This is a genomic window from Mesorhizobium sp. 131-3-5 (genome assembly GCF_016756575.1).
Classification (GTDB): domain Bacteria; phylum Pseudomonadota; class Alphaproteobacteria; order Rhizobiales; family Rhizobiaceae; genus Mesorhizobium; species Mesorhizobium jarvisii.
Map to the genome: position 1 here is coordinate 4,215,161 of NZ_AP023254.1, position 21,163 is coordinate 4,236,323.

Annotated in this window: 21 protein-coding genes; 14 read left to right on the forward strand and 7 right to left on the reverse strand. The window is 62.9% G+C overall.

All coding sequences use genetic code 11. The annotated features are described in order from the left end of the window. Positions 1-17: 17 nt before the first annotated feature. Positions 18-515: a cupredoxin domain-containing protein gene (locus JG747_RS20500; protein WP_069092208.1), complete on the forward strand. Its 498-nt coding sequence runs from the start codon at positions 18-20 to the stop codon at positions 513-515. A gap of 329 nt (positions 516-844) precedes the next feature. Here the strand turns inward: JG747_RS20500 and JG747_RS20505 are convergent, their stop codons facing one another. Both JG747_RS20505 and JG747_RS20510 read right to left on the reverse strand, forming a co-directional pair. Next, positions 845-2,911: an acyltransferase family protein gene (locus JG747_RS20505; RefSeq protein ID WP_202359906.1), complete on the reverse strand. Its 2,067-nt coding sequence runs from the start codon at positions 2,909-2,911 to the stop codon at positions 845-847. 261 nt (positions 2,912-3,172) lie between these two features. Next, complete coding sequence (locus JG747_RS20510; protein WP_223217733.1) at positions 3,173-3,721, reverse strand: hypothetical protein; 549 nt, start codon at positions 3,719-3,721, stop codon at positions 3,173-3,175. Between the two features lie 175 nt (positions 3,722-3,896). On the opposite strand from JG747_RS20510, the gene JG747_RS20515 reads away from it, so the two are divergent. From JG747_RS20515 to JG747_RS20535, 5 genes are all read left to right on the forward strand, one after another. Further along, on the forward strand, positions 3,897-4,958 hold the full coding sequence (locus tag JG747_RS20515; RefSeq protein WP_202359907.1) for a glycosyltransferase family 4 protein: 1,062 nt from the start codon (positions 3,897-3,899) through the stop codon (positions 4,956-4,958). 47 nt (positions 4,959-5,005) lie between these two features. Beyond that, a complete protein-coding gene (locus JG747_RS20520) occupies positions 5,006-7,168 on the forward strand; it encodes an amylo-alpha-1,6-glucosidase (protein WP_202362324.1) in 2,163 nt (720 codons plus the stop codon). Between the two features lie 109 nt (positions 7,169-7,277). Continuing rightward, a complete protein-coding gene (locus tag JG747_RS20525; RefSeq protein ID WP_202359908.1) occupies positions 7,278-9,047 on the forward strand; it encodes an alpha,alpha-trehalose-phosphate synthase (UDP-forming) in 1,770 nt (589 codons plus the stop codon). Then, on the forward strand, positions 9,044-9,835 hold the full coding sequence (gene otsB, locus JG747_RS20530) for a trehalose-phosphatase (RefSeq protein ID WP_202359909.1): 792 nt from the start codon (positions 9,044-9,046) through the stop codon (positions 9,833-9,835). The genes JG747_RS20525 and otsB overlap by 4 nt, the downstream gene beginning before the upstream one ends. 53 nt (positions 9,836-9,888) lie before the next feature. Next, positions 9,889-10,101 carry a hypothetical protein gene (locus JG747_RS20535; RefSeq protein ID WP_019858240.1) on the forward strand — a complete coding sequence of 71 codons (213 nt, stop codon included), beginning with the start codon at positions 9,889-9,891 and terminating at the stop codon, positions 10,099-10,101. A 9-nt stretch (positions 10,102-10,110) separates the two neighbouring features. Here JG747_RS20535 and dprA read toward each other — a convergent pair whose 3' ends face one another. The 4 genes from dprA to JG747_RS20555 are packed head-to-tail and all read right to left on the reverse strand — an operon-like array spanning position 10,111 to position 14,170. Continuing rightward, positions 10,111-11,244 (reverse strand): DNA-processing protein DprA, encoded by a 1,134-nt coding sequence (gene dprA / locus JG747_RS20540; protein WP_027046858.1) that lies wholly within the window; start codon positions 11,242-11,244, stop codon positions 10,111-10,113. Positions 11,245-11,261: 17 nt separating this feature from the next. Next, positions 11,262-11,849 carry a glycerol-3-phosphate 1-O-acyltransferase PlsY gene (gene plsY, locus JG747_RS20545; protein ID WP_010909584.1) on the reverse strand — a complete coding sequence of 196 codons (588 nt, stop codon included), beginning with the start codon at positions 11,847-11,849 and terminating at the stop codon, positions 11,262-11,264. A 57-nt stretch (positions 11,850-11,906) separates the two neighbouring features. Then, on the reverse strand, positions 11,907-13,193 hold the full coding sequence (locus JG747_RS20550) for a dihydroorotase (protein ID WP_202359910.1): 1,287 nt from the start codon (positions 13,191-13,193) through the stop codon (positions 11,907-11,909). Then, positions 13,190-14,170, reverse strand: coding sequence for an aspartate carbamoyltransferase catalytic subunit (locus JG747_RS20555; RefSeq protein ID WP_019858236.1), 981 nt, complete (start codon positions 14,168-14,170; stop codon positions 13,190-13,192). The genes JG747_RS20550 and JG747_RS20555 overlap by 4 nt, the downstream gene beginning before the upstream one ends. Before the next feature lie 157 nt (positions 14,171-14,327). Here JG747_RS20555 and JG747_RS20560 point away from each other — a divergent pair, with 157 nt between their 5' ends. From JG747_RS20560 to JG747_RS20570, 3 genes are all read left to right on the forward strand, one after another. Continuing rightward, the gene (locus tag JG747_RS20560) at positions 14,328-15,956 is read left to right on the forward strand and encodes a DNA alkylation response protein (protein ID WP_202359911.1); all 1,629 of its coding nucleotides are present in this window, start codon (positions 14,328-14,330) and stop codon (positions 15,954-15,956) included. 157 nt (positions 15,957-16,113) lie between these two features. Then, the gene (locus JG747_RS20565) at positions 16,114-16,662 is read left to right on the forward strand and encodes a hypothetical protein (RefSeq protein ID WP_019858234.1); all 549 of its coding nucleotides are present in this window, start codon (positions 16,114-16,116) and stop codon (positions 16,660-16,662) included. Then, positions 16,662-17,021, forward strand: a complete 360-nt coding sequence (locus JG747_RS20570) for a DUF6105 family protein (RefSeq protein WP_080643738.1) — start codon at positions 16,662-16,664, stop codon at positions 17,019-17,021. Before JG747_RS20565 ends, JG747_RS20570 begins: the two co-directional genes overlap by 1 nt. Here JG747_RS20570 and ruvX read toward each other — a convergent pair. Then, on the reverse strand, positions 16,921-17,445 hold the full coding sequence (gene ruvX / locus JG747_RS20575; RefSeq protein ID WP_051112828.1) for a Holliday junction resolvase RuvX: 525 nt from the start codon (positions 17,443-17,445) through the stop codon (positions 16,921-16,923). The two genes, JG747_RS20570 and ruvX, sit on opposite strands and share 101 nt — an antisense overlap. Before the next feature lie 125 nt (positions 17,446-17,570). On the opposite strand from ruvX, the gene JG747_RS20580 reads away from it, so the two are divergent. The 5 genes from JG747_RS20580 to JG747_RS20600 all read left to right on the forward strand — a co-directional run bounded on the left by JG747_RS20580 (position 17,571) and on the right by JG747_RS20600 (position 21,160). Then, positions 17,571-18,278, forward strand: a complete 708-nt coding sequence (locus tag JG747_RS20580; protein WP_027046857.1) for a metal-dependent hydrolase — start codon at positions 17,571-17,573, stop codon at positions 18,276-18,278. Between the two features lie 24 nt (positions 18,279-18,302). Continuing rightward, the gene (locus JG747_RS20585; protein WP_202359912.1) at positions 18,303-18,719 is read left to right on the forward strand and encodes a hypothetical protein; all 417 of its coding nucleotides are present in this window, start codon (positions 18,303-18,305) and stop codon (positions 18,717-18,719) included. Positions 18,720-18,844: 125 nt separating this feature from the next. Beyond that, positions 18,845-19,132 carry an Asp-tRNA(Asn)/Glu-tRNA(Gln) amidotransferase subunit GatC gene (gatC, locus tag JG747_RS20590; RefSeq protein ID WP_019858229.1) on the forward strand — a complete coding sequence of 96 codons (288 nt, stop codon included), beginning with the start codon at positions 18,845-18,847 and terminating at the stop codon, positions 19,130-19,132. Positions 19,133-19,139: 7 nt separating this feature from the next. After that, complete coding sequence (locus JG747_RS20595; RefSeq protein WP_010909574.1) at positions 19,140-19,595, forward strand: GNAT family N-acetyltransferase; 456 nt, start codon at positions 19,140-19,142, stop codon at positions 19,593-19,595. Beyond that, a complete protein-coding gene (locus JG747_RS20600) occupies positions 19,595-21,160 on the forward strand; it encodes an amidase (RefSeq protein ID WP_019858227.1) in 1,566 nt (521 codons plus the stop codon). The genes JG747_RS20595 and JG747_RS20600 overlap by 1 nt, the downstream gene beginning before the upstream one ends. Positions 21,161-21,163: the final 3 nt, after the last annotated feature.

The following is a 21,163-nucleotide window of genomic DNA, read 5'->3' on the forward strand; positions in this document are numbered from 1 at the left end:
TCCCAAGGAGAAAAGTCATGAAAACCATATCGAGGAGAGCTACGATCGGGCTTGCGGCCGCAATGCTTATGATCGGCAGCGCCGACGCGACCCGGGCTGCTTCGATTGTCCAGGTCTCGCTGTGGGACAAGGGGGCAAGCGTGGAAATGCCCATGGGGCTCGCCTACGCCACGCCCGGGATCGATCTCTCCAAGGCCACGATGGGTATCAAGGCTTCCCCTGGAGCGGCGAAGGCCGGGGAGGTCACATTCAGTGTGAAGAATGATTCCAAGGACACCGTTCACGAAATGATCGTCATGTACCTTGCTGATCCCAGCAAGCCGCTTCCCTACCTTGATGCCGAGAACCGCGTCGACGAAGATAGGGCCGGCGACAAGGGCGAAGTTTCGGAGCTTGATCCCGGAAAATCAGGCACATTGACGGTCGAACTGAAGGCTGGAAAATACCTGCTTATCTGCAACGTGCCAGGTCACTATGGAGCCGGCATGTGGGCCGAATTCACTGTCGAGCCATAGATGCTGAACCAGGCAGCCGCCCGGCCGGAACCTGCGACTGCCGCAGTTTTCGAAAGCCTGCCGGGATCGCCGGCCTTGTGGGTTTGGCCGCGCCACGGCGGAATAGGCTGGGCAGTCACGGGATTTGTTTTTCCGGCGCAATATGGAACACGTCATGAGAGCGATGGTGCTCGAAAACATCGGCGTGTCATTGAAGCTGGTCGACAGGCCCGATCCATGGCTGGACCCGGTGAGACGCTGGCTTTCTCGACGGTCCGGGCTTTCCCGAAAATGTTGGCGGGCAGGTTGAAAAATTCTCACCATGGGCGCCAAGCCGGCCGGCACGTGGTTCACATCCTAAGGCGTGCTGTTTGGTCTTTAGAAATTGTGGACTCGATCTCTGACACGAAGTCCTCCACCAGAAGCGAATTGGCATAGGCCGTGACATGATCGCCGTCGAAGAACAACGGGTGTCCGTTCCTGAATGCCGAACATGTAACTTGCGGGCAGAGCGTAGGCAAAGGGTCCCAGACGTGAATGTTCGGCAGAGCCGCTGATATCCCAGCGTAGCCCTTCAAAATTGGTGATCGAAGATTTTCTATCAGCTTTCGATCGATGTCGAATCCGTTGGCACAGGACGGATTCATTGAATTGAACCAATCACTGCATCGAAAGGCCGGGGCCCTGAAGATTGGCTTTGGGCCCTCGAAAACAATCGACAGTCCCGCCTTGGAGAGGGGGGTAAGTTGATCGATAGCGTTCTTGACGGCTTGTTCCGTCTGCTGCTCGCTGCTCTGCGGGCTGCTGTCGGGGCCAGCAGCCCATTGAAGGCTAAGTCGGGTCAGCCGGAGCGAGGGCAGGAACAGCAGGTCGCGAGGCTTGGCAATCTTGGCTATGTAGGCTGCACTGGCAGCCGTGGCATGAGCGCACGTCGGCTCAGTGTCGTGGCGAAGATCCAAGCTGACAAACGGGCAACCAGCGGTCGACACCACCACTGTTCGGATACCGGTTTCGAGCGTGAAGCGCTTCAGGAGAGGAATGTAGGCTCCCGCGTGAGAGTCGCCCAGCACGAACAAGGTCTCGCTACGCCCTTCGCCCGGGCACCCGCCTTTGGTGAAGAACTGCGCTTCTTCCACAGTTTCCGTGACGACGGCGCAACCAGGAGACTGGGGAGAGGTGTCTGGTGAGGTCGCGTACCATTCGCCTCTATTCCTCATGACCGTGCTCAAGGCGATTTCATATCGATTGTCGCGCATCAGCTTGAAGCCGAAAAATGCAGCAGCGATGACAGCCAGAAAGAGGGCGACAACGGCTATGTCGGGGGCGGTTCTCAGAAGCCGCAATCGACGCGTCGGTGTTTCGATCCAGAAATACGAAGCGAGGCTGAACGCCACGGCCGCCAGCAACGCTGTTAATTTTGTGGCGGTGGTTTCGGTGCCTATCGTCCATCTTGCGATCACCAAGATTGGCCAATGCCACAGGTAGAGAGAATAAGAGATCCATCCGACGAATCTGACCGGCTTTATTTCCAACACCGCAAAGTGTGGCGCACGGTCGCTTCCCAGATAGTAGAGGCATCCGATCAAGACAGTGGTGCAGGCAACGGCAGCGATGTTCTCAAGCCCATCGTAGGCCTTGCCAAAGTCGAGCGCGAACGTTGCCACGAGTCCGATCAGCGCGATCGTGGCTGCAAGATTGCAATGCCTTTCGAAGCCCGTCCGTTCCCCTATCCGGCTGACAAGCTGAAAGCACAATATGCCGCATGCCAACTGCCAAAAGCGGGCATAGGGCATATAGAAGGCCTGAAGCGGATTCGCAGCCAGTAGATGAAGCCATACCGCCACCGACACGACGGCGAGCGCACCATAAACAAGCGCCGAGAATCTCTTCCCGCGCGGTCCTATTACCCAAGGAAAAAACAGCAGCGGGAAAACGACGTAGAATTGTTCCTCAACCCCAAGAGACCACGTGTGGGTGAATGGGTTAAATTCGGTCACGGGTGAAAAATAGTCGGTTCCCTTGGCCAGGAAGATATTGCTGAGGCCGACAAAGGCGGAAGAGGCGGTTTTGCTGATTGATGTGCTGAGCCAAGCGTCCGGAACAAACAGAAAGGTGGCGAGCGCACTAAACAGTAAGCACACCAACAGCGCCGGCATGATTCTTGTGAATCGGCGCGCATAGAATTCCAAGACAAAATGAAAAGCGGACTGGCCCCGGTAGCGCCTCGACACCGTATAGCTGACGACGAAACCAGAAATTACGAAGAAAACATCAACCCCTAAAAAACCATTGGGGATGCGGTCGCCATACAGATGGTAGAACACGACTGACAGGATCGCGATGGCCCGGAGCCCGTCAAGGAAAGCCAAGTAGTCCGTCGACGAGCGTTCCGACGTCGAACCAAAATTATCGGCCATTGGACGAAACACACGTTCTTGTAGGGAAAAAATTCGATCGGATAACGTTCCGGCTGAGGCCAGTTCAGCCCCAGTTGAAGCGCGGCAGCCTTAACCTGCGGGCAATTACAGTATGTGCCGATCATGGGAAAGGCCGCACACAGGATTTGTTTCATTCGACGGCGTTGTGGGGTCGATCCGTGGCTTTCCGCTGCAACCGAATGTCGCGAGCGAGGACGTTCGTCTCGCTCGCAGGACTCCGCAGCAGTGGCGATCGACCGTTCAGCTGTTTCGCGACAGATGCACGTCCAGGACGGCGGCCTTCTTGGCGATCAGGCCTTCCAGATCCGCGTCCGATCGCTTGGTGCCGGTCCGTTCGCGCAGCAGCGAGATCACCGCGCTCATTGAAAGCGGAGCAATTTGGGAAAGCGAAGTAATTTGGGAAAGCGGGGTGTCTTGGGAAAGCGGGGCGGTCTGGGTGGCCAGAATGGCGTCCACCGCGCCGGCAACATCGGGAATCTCCGTTGGTGCTCGCATGGTCGGTTCCTTTCTGCTCAGGTCGGCTTCGGCGGCGTCGGCCGGTCCTCGGACGCCGCGATCGAAGACGACAGCCAGGCCGTTCTTGACGGCGAGGGCGGCGACCATATCGTCGAGCTTGCGGTCGGAGAGGGCTGGGTCCGCGGGTTTCAGGATCTTGCGGATCACCCTGGCGGCCTGATCCGTCGATACGAAGTCATAACGCCGTTTTCTGGCCTCGACATATTGTTCGATGATCATGCTCAGGCGGCGGGCTGCAATGCCCCTGGGTTCCTGCACATCCTTGGGTTCCACCGGAGCCTCCCTAGGCTGCCGTGCGTACAAATTCGGCAGTCAAAAAGAAATAGGGCGGCTTGATCGGACATCAAACGTCCTTCGATCCATTTCGTCGCACCCGCCAAAGGGCCGGAACGATCCTGCGGCTGAAGCATTTCGTTCCATGACCAGCGCATTGAGGGAAGGCCGGGCCATGAAGATCGCTCATGTGGCGCCGCTGTACGAATCCGTTCCGCCAAGGCTCTACGGCGGCACAGAGCGCATCATTTCCTACCTGACCGAAGCCCTCGTCGACCTCGGCCACGAGGTGACGCTGTTCGCCAGCGGCGACACGAAGACTTCCGCCAAACTCGTGCCCTGCCGCGAGCGGGCGCTTCGTCTTGATCCACGCCCGCTGAAGTCCGAGATCGCGGCGCATCTGTCGATGCTCGACGAGGTGAGGAAACGCGCCGACGATTTTGACGTCATTCATTTCCACCTCAGCCATTTCCTGCATTTCCCATTTTTCCGCGATATGCCGCAGCGCACGGTGACGACGCCGCATGGCAGGCTGGATTACGCGGATCTCGCGCAGGCCTATGACCGGTTCCCGCGCTTCCCGATGGTTTCCATATCGCGCAGCCAACGGGCGAGGTTTGCGTCCGCCAACTGGCTTGCCACGATCCATCACGGCCTGCCCGTCGATCTCTACGAACCCGATTTCGAGGCAGGCTCGGATGGCGGTTATCTTGCCTTTCTCGGCAGGATGTCGCGCGACAAGCGGCCGGACCGGGCGATCGACATCGCCCGCCGCACCGGCCTGAAACTCAAGCTAGCAGCCAAGATCGGCGATGGCGACCGCGCCTATTTCGAGGAAGTCGTTCAACCGATGATCGATGGCGACCGGGTCGAATATGTCGGCGAAATCGGCGAGGACCAGAAGAGCGGGTTTCTTGGCAATGCAGCCGCCCTGCTGTTTCCGATCGATTGGCCCGAACCCTTCGGCCTTGCCGTGATCGAAGCCATGGCCTGTGGAACCCCAGTCATGGCCTGGAGTTGCGGCGCCATGCCCGAAATCGTCGACTATGGGGTTACAGGCTTCGTCGTCGAAACCATCGAGGATGCGGTCGCCACGATGCCGGCTCTCCTGCAGCTCGACAGGCGGCGCATAAGGGCGGTGTTCGAAAGGCGGTTTTCAGCCGACAGAATGGCCAGGGACTACGTCGAGGCTTATTCCCTGCTGCGCAACGGCCATGAGCAAAGCAGAGCGTCGTAGGCCTTCACCCGTCCGAAAAACCCAGCACGGGGACAATCCTGTTGACCATCACCCAACTCGACGAGCGCAAGCTTGATCCTGCCATAGCTCTGGCTTCTCTGGACGAAACCGCGCCGAGGGAGCCGCATCGGCTGTTCGCCCTCAAGCATGGCGATTGCTTTGCCGTTGCCGATGCCTATGGCGATATACGCGGTGTCGGCGACGGGTTTTTTCGCGACGACACGCGCGTGCTTTCCGAATTTCGCCTCACCGTCGGCGGGCGGTCGACGTCGTTGCTGGGCGCGTCGCTCAGCCAGGACAACGTGCTCTTCACCACCAACCTCACCAATCTGCCGATAGAGAGCGCCGCTGGCCGCCAGATTCCGCAAGGCGCTATGCATATCGAGCGCGTCCGGCTGTTGTGGGAGGAAAGGCTTTATGAGCGCATAACGCTGTCCAACTACAGCCGCGAGCATTCTACGATCCTGCTGTCGCTGCGTTTTGCCGCCGATTTCCGCGACATGTTCGAGGTCCGCGGCTCGACCCGATCGAAACGTGGAACCGCCCATACGGCCGAGATCACGGGGAACGCGGTCGTGCTTCGCTACGAAGGCCTGGACAAGGTCGTGCGGACATCGGCGATTTCATTCTCACAGACGCCCGATCAACTGACTTCCGAGCGCGCCGATTTCGTCATCGCCGTCACCAAGCGCAGCAGCCAGACGCTTTATGTGGAAGTGGGCAACGCGACAGACGATCGCCCCGAAAGCCGCCGGTTTCGCGCGGCTGCCGCCCGCGCTCGCTTCGGCATGCGCGCCAAGCGCCGGCATGGCGCGACGCTGCATAGTTCCGGCCGCGTCTTCAACGACTGGATGGAGCGCGCGCGCGCCGATGTCGCGCTGCTCACCACGGAATTGGCGACCGGGCCCTATCCCTATGCCGGCATTCCCTGGTTCTCGACCGCCTTCGGCCGGGACGGCGTGATCTCGGCCTTGCAGATGCTTTGGCTCAATCCCGGTCTGGCGCGCGGCGTCCTGGCGTTTCTCGCTCAACACCAGGCGACCGAGACATCGCCTTTCAGCGATTCCGAACCCGGCAAGATCATGCACGAGACCCGCAAGGGCGAGATGGTGGCGCTAAGCGAACTGCCGTTCGGCCGCTATTATGGCGGTGTCGACACGACGCCGCTCTATATCCACCTTGCCTGCGCCTATGCGGACCGCACGGGGGATACGGCCTTCATCGATACGCTATGGCCATCGCTTTGCGCCGCGGCCGAATGGATCGAAACGGCGAGCCGTTCGACGGGGTTCCTCACCTACCAGCGCGCCGCGGAATCCGGCCTTGCCAACCAGGGATGGAAGGACAGTTTCGATTCCGTCTTTCACGCCGATGGCCGCATTCCGAAGGGGCCGATCGCGCTGGTCGAGGTGCAGGGCTACGTCTTCGCGGCGTTCCAGGGGTTGGCGAAGCTGGCACGGCTGCGTGGCGAGGCGGAACGCGCCGAGAGCTGGGAAATACGCGCCGACACCATTCGCCAAGAAGTCGAGCGCCATTTCTGGATGGAAGACCTCGGCTACTATGCGCTGGCGCTGGACGGCGATGGTCAACCTTGCAAGGTGCGCACGTCCAATGCCGGTCACCTGCTCTATGTCGGCCTTCCCGGTCCGGATCGCGCGCGCATGGTCGCCGATCAGCTGCTGTCGGCCTCGTTTCATTCCGGCTGGGGGCTGCGGACGCTGGCGGACGACGCGATCTTCTTCAACCCGATGTCCTACCACAACGGCTCCATCTGGCCGCACGATACAGCGATCTGTGCTGCCGGGCTGGCGCGGTACGGTATCCGCGACAGCGTCGTGCGGCTGATGAGCGGCACCTTCGAATCCGCTGTCCATTTCAACATGCGGTTGCCGGAACTGTTTTGCGGCTTCACGCGCGCGGCCGGCGAAGCACCGATCGCCTATCCGGTGGCTTGCCTGCCGCAAGCCTGGTCCGCCGGCTCCGCCTTCATGCTCATGCAATCGTGCCTCGGCCTGCAGATCGACGGCTGGACAGGCGAAATCCATGTGACCCGGCCGCGCCTGCCGATCGGCATCGACAACCTCGTCATCCGCCATCTTTCGGTAGGGCAGGCGGCGGTGGATCTGACGTTCCAGCGCGTCGGGGATCGCGTCGGCGCCTTCCTTGCCGAACCGCATGAGGGGCTGGTGCCGCTCGTGGTCAGGAGCTGAAAAATCGGAACCATCCTGCACCGTGAGCGTTGGACCACCACGCCATGGGGTGCCGAAACTCCAGCCCATAAAGCCGCTGCGGTATCCCATTGAAAGGTAATCGATTTCAATGCCCGACAACAGTTCGTATCTAGTCGTTCCCGTTTTCACATTGTGGCTCTTCGTTGTTGCGGCTGTCTGCGTCCTGGCCATTGTGCTGGTGACGATGGTGTTGCGGGCGCGCAAGGGCAGCAGGCTGGCCGCTGTGGAGGTTGACCCAGCTCGCGGCCCATTGCCGGAATTCGAGAAGAACGGACAGTCGGCGGCCGCGGCACTGGTGCAGTGGTCGCCCGAAACGCTGCGTCACATCCTGGCCACCGAACTTCCCGATGCCCAGGTGATCGTCGTCTCAAACCGTGAACCGTATATCCACAACCGCGAGGGCGACGACATCCAGCTGGTCGTACCCGCGAGCGGGCTCGTCTCGGCACTGGAGCCGATCACACGCGCCTGTGCGGGCACGTGGATCGCCTATGGCGGCGGTTCGGCCGACAAGCTGGTGGTCGACAAGAACGATCGGATCGAGGTGCCGCCGGACAACCCTTCCTACACGCTGCGCCGTGTCTGGCTGAGCGAGGAAGAACAGCAAGGCTATTATCTCGGCTTTGCCAATGAAGGCCTCTGGCCGCTTTGCCATATCGCTTTCACCCGGCCGATATTCCGCGCCTCGGATTGGGAGGCCTACGAGGCGGTCAACCGCAAATTCGCCGACACCGTTGTCGCGGAGGCCCGCAACGAGCGGCCGATCGTTCTGGTCCAGGATTATCATTTCGCGCTGCTGCCGCGAATGATCCGTGAGCGGCTGCCCGAGGCGATCATCATCACCTTCTGGCATATTCCGTGGCCGAATTCCGAGGTATTCAGCATTTGCCCATGGCGCGAGAAGATTCTCGACGGCCTGCTCGGCAGTTCGATCGTCGGTTTCCACACCCAGTTCCATTGCAACAACTTCATCGACAGCGTCGACCGTTTCCTGGAAAGCAGGATCGAGCGCGAGGATTCGGCCATTTCCTATGGCGGCCAGATCAGCTTGGTCCATGCCTATCCGATCTCGATCGAATGGCCGCCGGCGCAACTGGGCAAACTGCCTGACATGGCGCAATGCCGCCGGCAGGTTCGCGAGAAATTCGGCCTGGCCGAAAATGTCAAGCTGTGCGTGGGCGTTGAACGTCTCGACTACACCAAGGGCATCCTCGATCGCTTCAATGCCCTCGATGAGCTGCTGACGCTTCATCCCGAATGGATCGGCAAGGTGGCGTTCCTGCAGATCGCTGCGCCCAGCCGCGGCACCTTGCCTGCCTATCAGCAACTCTACGAGGAGTGCCTGAGCCATGCCGAGGATCTCAACCGGCGCTATGGTCGCGAAGGCTACACGCCCGTCCTGATGATAACGGAACATCACTCGCAGCAGCAGGTCTACGAAATCTATCGTGCCGCCGACGTTTGCATGGTCACCAGCCTGCATGACGGCATGAACCTGGTCGCCAAGGAGTTTGTCGCGGCGCGTGAGGACGAACAGGGCGTGCTGCTGCTCAGCATGTTCGCCGGCGCCTCCAAGGAGCTTCTGGACGCACTGATCGTCAATCCCTATGACGCGGCCATGATGGGCGATGCCTTGCTGCAGGCCTTGACCATGTCGCAGGAAGAGCAAAGCCAGCGCATGCGACGCATGCGCGAGATCGTGCGCGACAACAATGTCTACCGGTGGGCGGGCAGCATGCTTCTCGATGCCGCGCGCTTGCGCAAGCGCGACGCGGTCGATCGTGCCGTCAGCGCCGCTCCAGCGGCCCCAGGCAACGTCATATCGCTGCTCGATCGCAGACGGGTGGCGGCGCTATGATGTCGATCTCGCCAAACCTCGCCGTGCCGGTCGTTCCGCAGGGACCATGGAGCCTGTTCCTCGATATCGATGGCACGCTTCTCGAACATGCCGCGCATCCCGATGCGGTGGTTGTCGGTGACGAATTGCGCACCCTGCTGGTGCGGCTCGAAGCGCAACTGGACGGAGCACTGGCGTTCATCACCGGACGGTCGATCGCCGCCGTCGATCATCTCTTCCAGCCCCTCAGATTGCGCGCTGCCGGGCTTTATGGCCTGGAACACAGGCTGGCGCGCGATGGTCCTGTCGAGGCGGCCGACGAACCGGCTGATATTGCGGCGCTTGCCAACGAAATCGCGACGGAACTGGACAATGCGGATGTCTATATCGAGCGCAAGGGACCCATCCTGGCCATTCATACGCGGGCGGCACCGCACCTGCTGCAACGCGCGACACAACTCGTCGAACAGGCACTGGACAGATTGCCTGCGGGATATCGGGTCCTGGCCGGAAATGCCGGTGTGGAGCTGATGCCGCTGGAGGCGGCGAAGGGAGCAGCCATCCGGCGCTTCCTGCAAATTCCGGCCTTCAGGGGACGACGCCCGGTGTTCCTGGGCGACGATACGTCCGACGAGAACGGGTTCGAGACCGTCAACGAATGGGACGGCATTTCGGTTCGCATAAAGCCGCAGGGATCGACAGCGGCGCTTTTTGGGCTGGCTGGGGTGGACGCGGCCCTGGCCTGGCTGGACGAGATGAGCAGAAGCGAGACCGCGAAAGCGGCGACGCTTGCCGCAACGTCCAAATGAACCGGACTGCCCCCTAAGTCGTTGCCGGTTCACGCGCATGGAAGGAAGTTGCAATGACCCAACTGACCAGCCTCATCCAGGAAATCATGCCCGCCTGGCTCCGGCGGCAATCCAAGACGAACAGCCGAGATCGCCAGGCGGCAGCTGAGCCGCTGCGTCCCGAAGATGCGGACGCAGTCTGGCGCAAGGCTGTCGAAAACGATTTGTTTGGAGCCAACACGCCGGATTACGCCAAGACTGGGGAGAAGCAGCCCGGCCGTCATTGATGGCTGCGCTCAGCCATCCCCGAAAATCAGCGAAACATTGCCGCCGGCATGGCGTTCGAGCCGGCCGGCGAGGTCGAGTTCCAAAAGCACCATGAAGACCTGGGCCGGGTGAAGGCCGGTGTGGCGGATGATCTCGTCGACTGGCACCGGTGTCGGGCCTAGCGCCTCATTGACCTTGGCGCGGTCGCTCTCGCCGGGTGGCGGTGTGGCCGAAAAGTCGGGCGGGTCCTCGAACGGTGGCACAGCAGGCGCCCGCATGCCGGTCAGCGGCGCGATCGCCCTCGAAACGTCCGATGCCTCGGTGACCAGCGTGGCGCCGTCCTTGAGCAGACCGTTGGTGCCGGCGGCGCGTGGATCGAGCGGAGAGCCCGGCACGGCAAAAACCAGCCGGCCCATTTCGCCGGCAAGCCTGGCGCTGATCAGCGAGCCCGAACGCTGGGCGGCCTCGACCACCACCAGCCCGAGGACAGCACCCGCGACAAGACGGTTGCGGCGTGGGAAATCCTGGGCACGCGGCTGCCAGCCGAACGGCATTTCGGAGATGATGGCGCCGCGCTCGGCAATTTCCGCGCACAGGCCGGCATTTTCGGGCGGGTAGGGCAGGTCGAGGCCTCCGGCCAGCACAGCGACCGTGCCGGTTTGCAGGCTGCCCTGATGCGCCGCCGTGTCGATACCGCGCGCCAGCCCCGAGACGATGCCGTAGCCGTCGCCGCCAAGGGCGGCCGCCAGCATGCGCGCCATCTTGATGCCGGCCAGCGATGCATTGCGGGCGCCCACGATGGCGACGCCAGGCAGCCGGAACACAGCGGCATTGCCTTTGACCGCCAAAAGAGGTGGGGGATTGTCCATGCTTCTCAGCAGCGGGGGATAGTCGGGCTCGCCGATGCCGACAAAGCGCGCGCCAGCCCGGCGGGCTGCCTCGAGTTCGGCCTCGGCTTCGGCGACCGACGGAATGCGGGCGATCCGGCTGGCGCCGCCCGAAATCATCAGTTCCGGCAGGATTTCCAGCGCCACTTCGGCGGATCCGAAACGGTTGATCAGGTCGCGAAAGGAAGCGGGGCCGACATTCTGGGTGCGGATCAGCCGCAGCCAGCTCAGCCGCTGCCGGTCGCTGAGGCGCGGCCCGGTGGCCGGCTCGCTCACCGCGGTGGCGCGCTCGCTCACCCCTTGGCTCCGATCTTGCCCTCGGTGCCGGCAAGCAGCCGCGAAATGTTCGCCCTGTGCTTGATGAAGACAATGATGCTCATCACCACGAACAAAACGGCAATTTGCGGCGCGCTCAGGAAGTAGAGGGCTATCGGCACGATGACGGCTGCCGTCAGCGCCGCGAGCGACGAGTAGCGGAACAGGAATGCCATCGCCAGCCAGATGACGGCGAAGATCAGTGCCACCTGCCAGGCAAGGCCGATCAGCACGCCGAGATAGGTGGCGACGCCCTTGCCGCCCTTGAAGCCAAGCCAGACCGGGAAGAGATGACCGAGAAAGGCGCCGAGGCCGGCCCAGACCGCCGTTTCCGGTGCGAAATGGCCTGCGATCAGCACGGCGGCGGTGCCCTTCAGCGCATCGAGCAGCAAGGTCGCGGCGGCCAGGCCCTTATTGCCGGTGCGCAGGACGTTGGTGGCGCCGATATTGCCGGAGCCGATCTTGCGCACATCACCGAGGCCGGCGGCGCGCGTCAGCAGCAGCCCGAAGGGAATCGAGCCCAAGAGGTAGCCGAATACCAGCGCCAGGATCAGGCCGTAAGTCATTGTTTCCCCCGCATTTCCCCCAGCTCAGCCCGGTCAGGCGCGACGCCCGTTGCCGGTCTATGCCGAGAACACTGTGCGGCCCGCGACCAGTGTTTGCAAGACCTTGCCTTGCAGCCGCGCGCCTTCGAAGCAGGTGTTTTTCGAGCGCGAGCGAATGCCGCCTTCACTGACGATCCAGGGTTCATCGAGATCGACGATCGCGAGGTCGGCGACTGAGCCCGGCTTCAGCGTGCCGCCGGGCAGTCCGAACAGCCTGGCCGGCGCGGTGGACAGCGTTTCGACCAGCCGCAGCAGCGGCACATCGCCATTGTGGTAGAGCCGCAAGGCGGCGCCCAGCAGCGTCTCCAGCCCGATGGCGCCGGCCGCGGCATCGGCGAAGGGCAGGCGCTTGGTGTCGACATCCTGCGGATCGTGCGAGGAGACGATGATGTCGACCGTGCCATCCCTGACCGCCTCGATCATCGCCAGCCGGTCTTCCTCGGCGCGCAATGGCGGTGTCAGGCGGAAGAAGGTGCGGTACTCACCGACATCGTTTTCATTGAGCGACAGGTTGTGGATCGACACGCCGGATGTCACCGCCGCACCATCGGCTTTGGCGCGGGTCACGGCGTTTGCCGCCATGGCCGTCGAGATTTTTGCCGCGTGGTAGGAGCCGCGCGTCAGCCGCGCCAAAGCCAGGTCGCGCTCGAGCGGGATCGATTCGGCTTCACGCGGAATGCCGGAAAGGCCGAGCCAGCTCGCGTACAGGCCTTCATTCATCACGCCTGACGAACCGAGGTCGGCATCCTGCGTTTCGTGCACGATGGTGGCGCCGAAATCGCGGGCATAGGTGAGCGCCCGGCGCATCACCAGCGAACTGGCGATGGTGTGGCGGCCATCGGTGAAGGCGACGGCGCCGGCCTCGCGCAGCAGGCCGAATTCGGTCATCTCGCGGCCGTCGAGGCCCTTGGTGATCGCCGCCGCCGGGAAGACGTTGACGATCGCCGTGTCCTTGGCGGTGCGCAGCACGAACTCGACCAGCGCGACATTGTCGATGACCGGATCAGTGTCAGGCATCATGACGACGGAGGTGACGCCGCCGGCGGCCGCGGCGACGCTTGCCGAAGCGATGGTTTCGCGATGCTCGCCGCCCGGCTCTCCGATAAAGACGCGGCCATCGATTAGGCCGGGAATGATCGCCTTGCCGGCGCAATCGATGGTCGCGGCGCCATCGGGCGCGCCCTGGTTCAACGCCGCCTTGCCGGCGGCAACGATCTTGCGGCCCTCGACGATGACTGAGCCGACTTCGTCGATGCCGCGCGAGGGGTCGACGATACGGGCGCGTTCAAAGACTGTCGTGCTCATGCGCCGCGACCCTCCTGGTTGCGGCCCTCTTGATTACGACGCGGGTCGAGCAGCGCTTCCATCACCGCCATGCGCACGGCGACGCCCATCTCCACCTGCTCCTGGATCACGCTTTGCGGGCCGTCGGCTATTTCCGAGGCGATTTCGACGCCGCGGTTCATCGGGCCGGGATGCATCACCAGCGCGTCGTCCTTGGCGGCCTTCAGCTTTTCGGCGTCGAGGCCGAAATAGCGGAAATATTCGCGCACCGAAGGCACGAAGGCGCCCTCCATGCGCTCGCGCTGCAGGCGCAGCATCATCACCACGTCGGCGTCCTTGAGGCCTTCGGCCATCGAGCGCGTGACGATGACGCCCATCTTCTCGATGCCGGACGGCAGCAGCGTCGAAGGCGCCACCACCCGTACCTGCGCGCCAAGCGCGTTGAGCAGCATGATGTTGGAGCGCGCCACGCGCGAATGCAGGATGTCGCCGCAGATCGCCACGATCAATTTCGACAGCGGCCCCTTGGCGCGGCGGATGGTGAGTGCGTCGAGCAGCGCCTGGGTCGGGTGTTCATGCGCGCCGTCGCCGGCATTGACCACCGAGCAGCCGACTTTCTGCGCCAGCAGGGCGGCAGCGCCCGCCGACTGATGGCGGATGATCAATATATCGGGCCGCATGGCGTTCAGCGTCATCGCCGTGTCGATGAGCGTTTCGCCCTTCTTCACGGAAGAACTTGCCACCGACATGTTCATGACATCGGCGCCGAGCCGCTTTCCGGCCAGCTCGAAAGAGGACTGTGTGCGGGTCGAGGCCTCGTAGAAGAGATTGATCTGGGTGCGGCCGCGCAGCGTCGAGGTCTTCTTTTCGGACTGCCGCGAAATCGCGACGGCCCGATCCGCCCGGTCGAGCAACAGCTCGATGTCGGCGGGCGAAAGGTCGCTGATGCCCAGAAGATGGCGGTGAGGGTAGAGTGGCAGGGACGAAGCGTCGGTCATCTCAAGGCGCTGCTATAGGGTGCGGATTTTGCGCCCGCAAGCACCAGCTTTGGATTGGCGCCTTTCTCCCCGGTATTTTCGTCGCGCACGCGGCAACGCTTGGCTATATCTAGCCGATGGCCCCGGATTCGAGGCTTTCCGACGATAGGGACGAATTGTGACCGACGACGTGACGAACCAGCCGCCGACGCTGACGGGTGGCAACGCCTGGCGAGGCGATCCGTTGCTGATCCAGCTTGCCGAGCGCTTTTCCGACCCGGTGCGCAAGGACCTCGACGGTCTCGGCCGTTTCGTCCTGACGCAGGAGGCGCAGGAGCTGGCGCGCCTGGCCAATGTCGAGACACCGAAGCTCAGGACCCATGACCGGCAGGGACGTCGCATCGACCTCGTCGAGTTCCACCCCGCCTACCACGCCTTGATGCGCCGCTCGGTGGCGAACGGGTTGCATTCCTCGGTCTGGGAAAATGGCGACGCCGAGATCGGCCGCCGCCATCAGGTGCGCGCCGCCCGTTTCTACCTGACCGCCGAACTCGAGACCGGGCATCTCTGCCCCATCACTATGACCAGCGCCTCGCTGGCGGCTTTGATGGCCAGCCCGAAGCTGTTTCGTGAATGGGCGCCGCGCGTGACGACGCGCAAATACGACCAGAGCCAGAAGCCGCCGGTCGAGAAGACCGGGCTGACGCTCGGCATGGGCATGACCGAAAAACAGGGCGGCACGGATGTGCGCGCCAATGTGACGAGGGCCGAGCGCGCCGGCAGCGGCTTCTATCGCCTGACCGGCCACAAATGGTTCATGTCGGCGCCGATGTCGGACGCCTTCCTGGTGCTGGCGCAGGCGCCGGAAGGATTGTCGTGCTTCCTCGTGCCGCGCGTGCTCGGCGACGGGTCGGGCAACGGCTTCCGCTTCCAGCGGCTGAAGGACAAGCTCGGCAACCGCTCCAACGCGTCTTCCGAGGTCGAATTCGTCAACGCCATCGGCGAGATGGTCGGCGAGCCAGGTGCCGGCGTGAAGACGATCATGGACATGGTGACCTTGACTCGGCTCGACTGCGCGGTGGCGTCCTCGGCGATCATGCGGGCAGGACTGGCGGAAGCGGTTCATCATGCTCGCCATCGCCAGGTGTTCGGCTCGACCTTGATCGAACAGCCGCTGATGCAGCGCGTGCTGGCCGACATGGCGCTGGATGTCGCCGCCGCAACCGCGCTGTCGTTCCGGCTGGCGCGCTCCTTCGACGAAGCGGCGAGCGATCGCGGCGAGGCGGCATTTGCCCGCGCCATGACGCCGGTGGTCAAATACTGGGTGTGCAAGATCGCGCCGCCGCTGCTTTACGAGGCGATGGAGTGTCTCGGTGGCAATGGCTATGTCGAGGAGGCGCCGCTCGCTCGTTATTACCGCGAAGCGCCTGTCAACGCGATCTGGGAAGGGTCGGGCAATGTCATGGCGCTCGATGTGCTGCGCGTGCTCGGGCGCGCGCCCGGCCTGTTCGATGAGGTGCTGGCCGGCATCGACCGCGACCTCGGCGCCGGCGGGCGCGGCACGATCGGCGTGTTGAAGGCGGCGATGCAGGTGGCTTCGACCGACGAGGGCTCGGCGCGCCTGCTGACCGAACAGCTGGCGTTGTCGGCCGCGGCGGCGGAGCTGCGCCGGCTGGGGGCAGGGCGGATTGCCGATGCCTTCGTCGAGACCCGCCTGGCCGGCCAGTGGCGCAACACCTACGGCATGATCGATTCGCGCCACGACGCGCGCATGATCATCGACACGCTCTATCCGCCGGTGAACTGAGCCGAGAGCGGCGCACCGCTCGATTTTTCGATCGGTTCAACGCATCCGAGGACATCGTGAGTGCGTCCTGTGGATCGCCGTTAACCTTAACAAATGGTTTCCATTGCGGCGGCGGGCGGCAAAGCCCACTGTCATTCCTGCCGAAGCAGGGACCACGATGCGACACGTACTGACCTCCTTTCTGTCTGTGCACTGGGCGATTGTCTTCGCCCTGCTGGCGCTGATCTGCATAGATGGAGACCGTGGCGTGGCGGCGGCCCTCGGCGTGCTCGGTGTGACCGTTGAGAGCGCCCGGTTCGTCGATCTGCAGAACGTCGTCGTGGTCGCGCCGCTGGCGATCGCCTTGCTGGTCGTGGCGGTGCTGTTCTTCTGGGCCTTTGTCGATACGCTGATCAACGATGCGGCCAGCCCGGGCGCCGACAGCGTCGTTCGCATCGCCTTCATTTCCGCGTCCGGCGTCCTGTCGATGATCCTGATCGGTGGCGCCGCGCAAGGCATCAACGGGCTGTTCATGGTCGTCGCGGTGCAATTGGCGGCACTTCTGGCTTCCTATGTCGCGATGCTCGCCGAGCGGCGCTCAGCGGCCGCGTCGGATGACGCCGATTTTCGCGCCACGGCGCACAGCATGGCGAAGGCAGCGGCCCACAATTCGCTGCTTTCCCTGATATCGGGCCGGACCGGGCCGAACGGGAAGGGAGGCCGCTGATGCGCTATATCTTCGCATTGTGGGCGGCCCCGATGGCGCTGTTCTGGGGCTGGTTCTACCTGTCGCTCAACGACATGAATTTCGGCTATGTGATGCTGACCCGGCAGCTGCATGATTTCGTGTTCCAGCTTTATGGCCAGATGCTCGGCATCGATCCCGCGATCATCCCGGGAATGGTGGGAAAGGCCTGTATCTTCGACGGATTTCTGCTGATGGCGATATGGGCTTTTCGCCGTCGCCGCGAAATTCTGGATTGGGTCAGGCGTCGTCGTTCGGGCCCGGTTCCGCTTGACCGCCCAATTCCGTTCGATCGCCTGAATCGAGCGACTGAAGCCGGTCCAAGACTCCCTGCAGAATAAAGGCCGCGGCCGCCGAATCGATCTTGCCGGCACGTTTGGCGCGCGAGAAATCCATTTCGATCAACGTCCTCTCGGCCGCCACCGTCGACAGCCGTTCATCCCAGAACACAAAGGGCAGGTCGCTCAGCTGCGCCATGTTGCGCACGAAGGCGCGCGATTTTTGCGCGCGCGGACCTTCCGACCCGTCCATGTTGATCGGCAGCCCGATCGCCACCGCGCCAACATTCTCCTTCTTCAGTAATGCCAGAAGCACGGCGGCATCGAGCGAGAATTTCTTCCGCATGATGACCGGGCGCGGGTGAGCGAAGGCGAATCCCCGGTCGGAAACCGCGACGCCGATCGTCTTGTCGCCGAGATCGAGCCCCGCCAGCGTCCTGCCGTCGGCGAGCCATGCCGGCAATTGCTCAATCGTGATGATAGCCAACGGTTTTCCCTTGTCTTTTTCAGCAGCGTGCGTCCTTCCGGATGCGCGGCGGACACTATACCCTTTGATATCGAGGTCATCGGCGTTTTATCCTCTGGCCCGGCAATAATCGAGGAATGCATTTCATGAAACTGACCTGGTACGGCCATTCGGCCTTCCGTATCGAAACCGACGACGCCAAGATCCTCATCGACCCCTTTCTGATCGGCAACCCGTCCTGGACGGGCGGCTGGGAAGGGCCGGCCGAAGGGATCACGCATGTTCTGCTGACGCATGGACACAGCGACCATATCAGCGGCGCGCTGGAAGTGCTCGGCAAGAGCGGCGCGCAGCTGGTCGCCAATTTCGAGATCTGCATGTATCTGGTCGGCAAGGGCGCCGACGGCGGCAAGATCAATCCCGGCAATATCGGCGGCACGGTCGATTGCGGCGGCTTCACCACCACTTTCGTCCAGGCGCTGCACTCTTCCTCGTTTGGCGAAGAAGGCGGCAAGAACGTCTATCTCGGCAATCCGGGCGGGCTGGTCCTGCATTTCCCGGACGACCCGACGCTCTACCATATGGGCGATACCGACATCTTTTCCGACATGGCGCTGATCAACGAATTGCATGAGCCGAAGATCGGCATCGTGCCGATCGGCGATCGTTTCACCATGGGCGGCGCGGTGGCGGCACTTGCCTGCCGGCGCTTCTTCAAGTTCGACACGGTCGTCCCTTGCCATTTCGGCACGTTTCCGATGATCGATCCGACGCCCGAGAAATTCGAGGCCGGCCTCGAAGGGTCCGGTGTGAAGGTCGCGTTGCCGAAAATCGGTGAAACGATTACGATCTAGAAACAGCCAAAGCGGAACAAATCCATGGCGTTGGGGCGATCTCTTTGTGTGTCGATGTTTGTCGCGGCATCGCCCGCGCTCGCCGCGGATGACTTCATCGAAGGCGTCTATCTGCAGTCCGAGGAGCTTTGCACGCAGGCCAGGAAGGACACGCTGCAGAGGCTGATCGATGCCGGCAACATCGTGCTTTCCGTGCATGGCCTGCAGGGCGTTGAATACAATTGCGAATTCGTGCAGGTCAGCAAGGCGACACGCCCGCCGAGCTGGGCGGTGACGGCCATCTGCCAGGAGCCAGGCTATGTCTTTCCCGATGTCCTGTCGGTGACGCGGATCAGCCCGACGCAGATCGATCTCGTATCGGTCCGGCCGATCGATGACGAAAGCGAAGCGAGCGGCAACAGCGGCAGCTATTATCTGTGCGAGGGCGTCGCCTTGCCATAGACTTGTCCTTGGACCGATGGCCGTGAGCCAGCGCGCCACCACGGCCTGGTCTCTCGCATGATGCATGTTGCGCCGCGCGCGCGGCGCCGCTATAGCCCGGACTGGTTTTCCCCGAGGCAAAATCTATGTCCGTTGATCTTCAGACTGTGAAGCGCGTCGCGCGTCTCGCCCGCATCGCGGTGAGCGAAGAAGATGCAGAACGCATGACCGGCGAACTGAACGCCATACTGGGCTTCGTCGAGCAACTGAACGAGGTCGATGTCTCCGGCGTCGGGCCGATGACCTCGGTGACGCCGATGGAGATGAAGAAGCGCCAGGACGTCGTCACCGACGGCAACAAGGCGGCCGACATCGTCGCCAATGCGCCGGCGACCGAAGAGAATTTCTTCCTCGTGCCGAAGGTCGTGGAGTAGGGCGCCGATGGCAATCGAGATCGCCATCGAGACACCGTTGCAGGACGATGTGCGCGGCCTGGTCAAGGAACTCAACGAGACCTTGCTCGAATTGACGCCGCCGGAGCACTGCTATCATCTGACAGTGGAGCAGATGGCCGGTCAGGACACGACCGTTTTCATCGCCCGCGACAATGGCATCGCCGTCGGTTGTGGCGCGCTGAAGCGCCATGGCGGCGCCATTGGCGAGGTCAAGCGCATGTATACGCGGCCTTCGCATCGCGGCCAGAAAATCGGCGCCAGCATCGTTGAGCGCGTCGAGGCGCTGGCGCGTCAGGAAGGGCTGAAGCGGCTGGTGCTGGAGACGGGAGACCGCCATCCCGCCGCTTGGACCGTCTACGAACGTGCCGGGTTTTCGCGCTGCGGCCCGGTGCTGGATTATCCCGATTCCAAGTGGTCGGTGTTTTACGAAAAGAGCCTTTGATGAGCGACCTGACCAGACTGACGATTTCACAGGCCCGCGCCAAGCTGCGCGGCAAGGAAATCACCGCGACCGAGATCACCGAGGCCTATCTCTCGGCCATCGATCGCGCCAATCCGGCGCTCAATGCCTATGTCGCGGTGACTGGCGACAGGGCGCGTGACATGGCCAAGGCGTCCGACGCCAGGCTGGTCAAGGGCGAGGGCGGTGCGCTGGAAGGCATTCCGCTGGGGATTAAGGACCTGTTCGGCACCGAAGGTGTCCACACCCAGGCCTGCAGCCACGTGCTCGACGGCTTCAAGCCACTCTACGAATCGACTGTCACCGCCAATCTGTGGGCGGATGGCGCGGTCATGCTCGGCAAGCTCAACATGGACGAGTTCGCCATGGGCTCGTCCAACGAGACGTCGTATTACGGCCCGGTCATCAACCCGTGGCGGCGTTCGCGCCTCGACACAGTGGTGATGCCGACGACGCATCAGGGCGACGGCGGTTTCGTCTCGGCCGGCGGCACGAAAACCCAGCGCAGCCTGGACAACGCGCAGCTGGTGCCGGGCGGTTCTTCCGGCGGCTCGGCAACCGCCGTCTCGGCGTTCCTGTGCGCCGGCGCGACGGCGACCGATACGGGCGGCTCGATCCGCCAGCCGGCGGCCTTCACCGGCACCGTCGGCATCAAGCCGACCTATGGCCGCTGCTCGCGCTGGGGCATCGTCGCCTTCGCCTCGTCGCTCGACCAGGCCGGTCCGATCGCGCGCGACGTGCGCGACGCCGCGATCCTGCTCAGGTCGATGGCCTCGGTCGATCCGAAGGACACCACCTCCGTCGACCGCCCGGTGCCGGACTATGAGGCGGCCATCGGCAAGCCGATCAAAGGCATGAAGGTCGGCATTCCCAAGGAATACCGCGTCGACGGCATGCCCGAAGAGATCGAGGCGCTGTGGCAGAAGGGCATTGCCTGGCTGCGGGATGCCGGCGCCGAGATCGTCGACATTTCCCTGCCGCATACGAAATACGCACTGCCGGCCTATTACATCGTGGCGCCCGCCGAGGCGTCGTCCAACCTGGCGCGCTATGACGGCGTCCGCTACGGCCTGCGCGTGCCAGGCAAGGACATTGTCGAGATGTATGAGAAGACCCGCGCCGCCGGTTTCGGCCGCGAGGTCAAGCGCCGCATCATGATCGGTACCTATGTGCTGTCGGCCGGCTATTACGACGCCTACTACCTGCAGGCGCAGAAGGTACGCAATTTGATCAAGCGCGACTTCGAAAATGTCTTCGCTGCCGGCGTCGACGTCATCCTGACCCCGGCGACGCCGTCCGCCGCCTTCGGCATCGCCGACGAGGACATGGCGGCCGATCCGGTGAAAATGTACCTCAACGACATTTTCACCGTCACTGTGAACATGGCCGGCCTGCCGGGCATCGCCGTGCCTGCCGGCCTCGACCCCAAGGGGTTGCCGCTTGGCCTGCAGCTCATCGGCCGGCCGTTCGAGGAAGAGACGCTTTTCCAGACCGCTGCCGTCATCGAGCAGGCGGCCGGCACATTTCAGCCTGAGAAGTGGTGGTAAGGG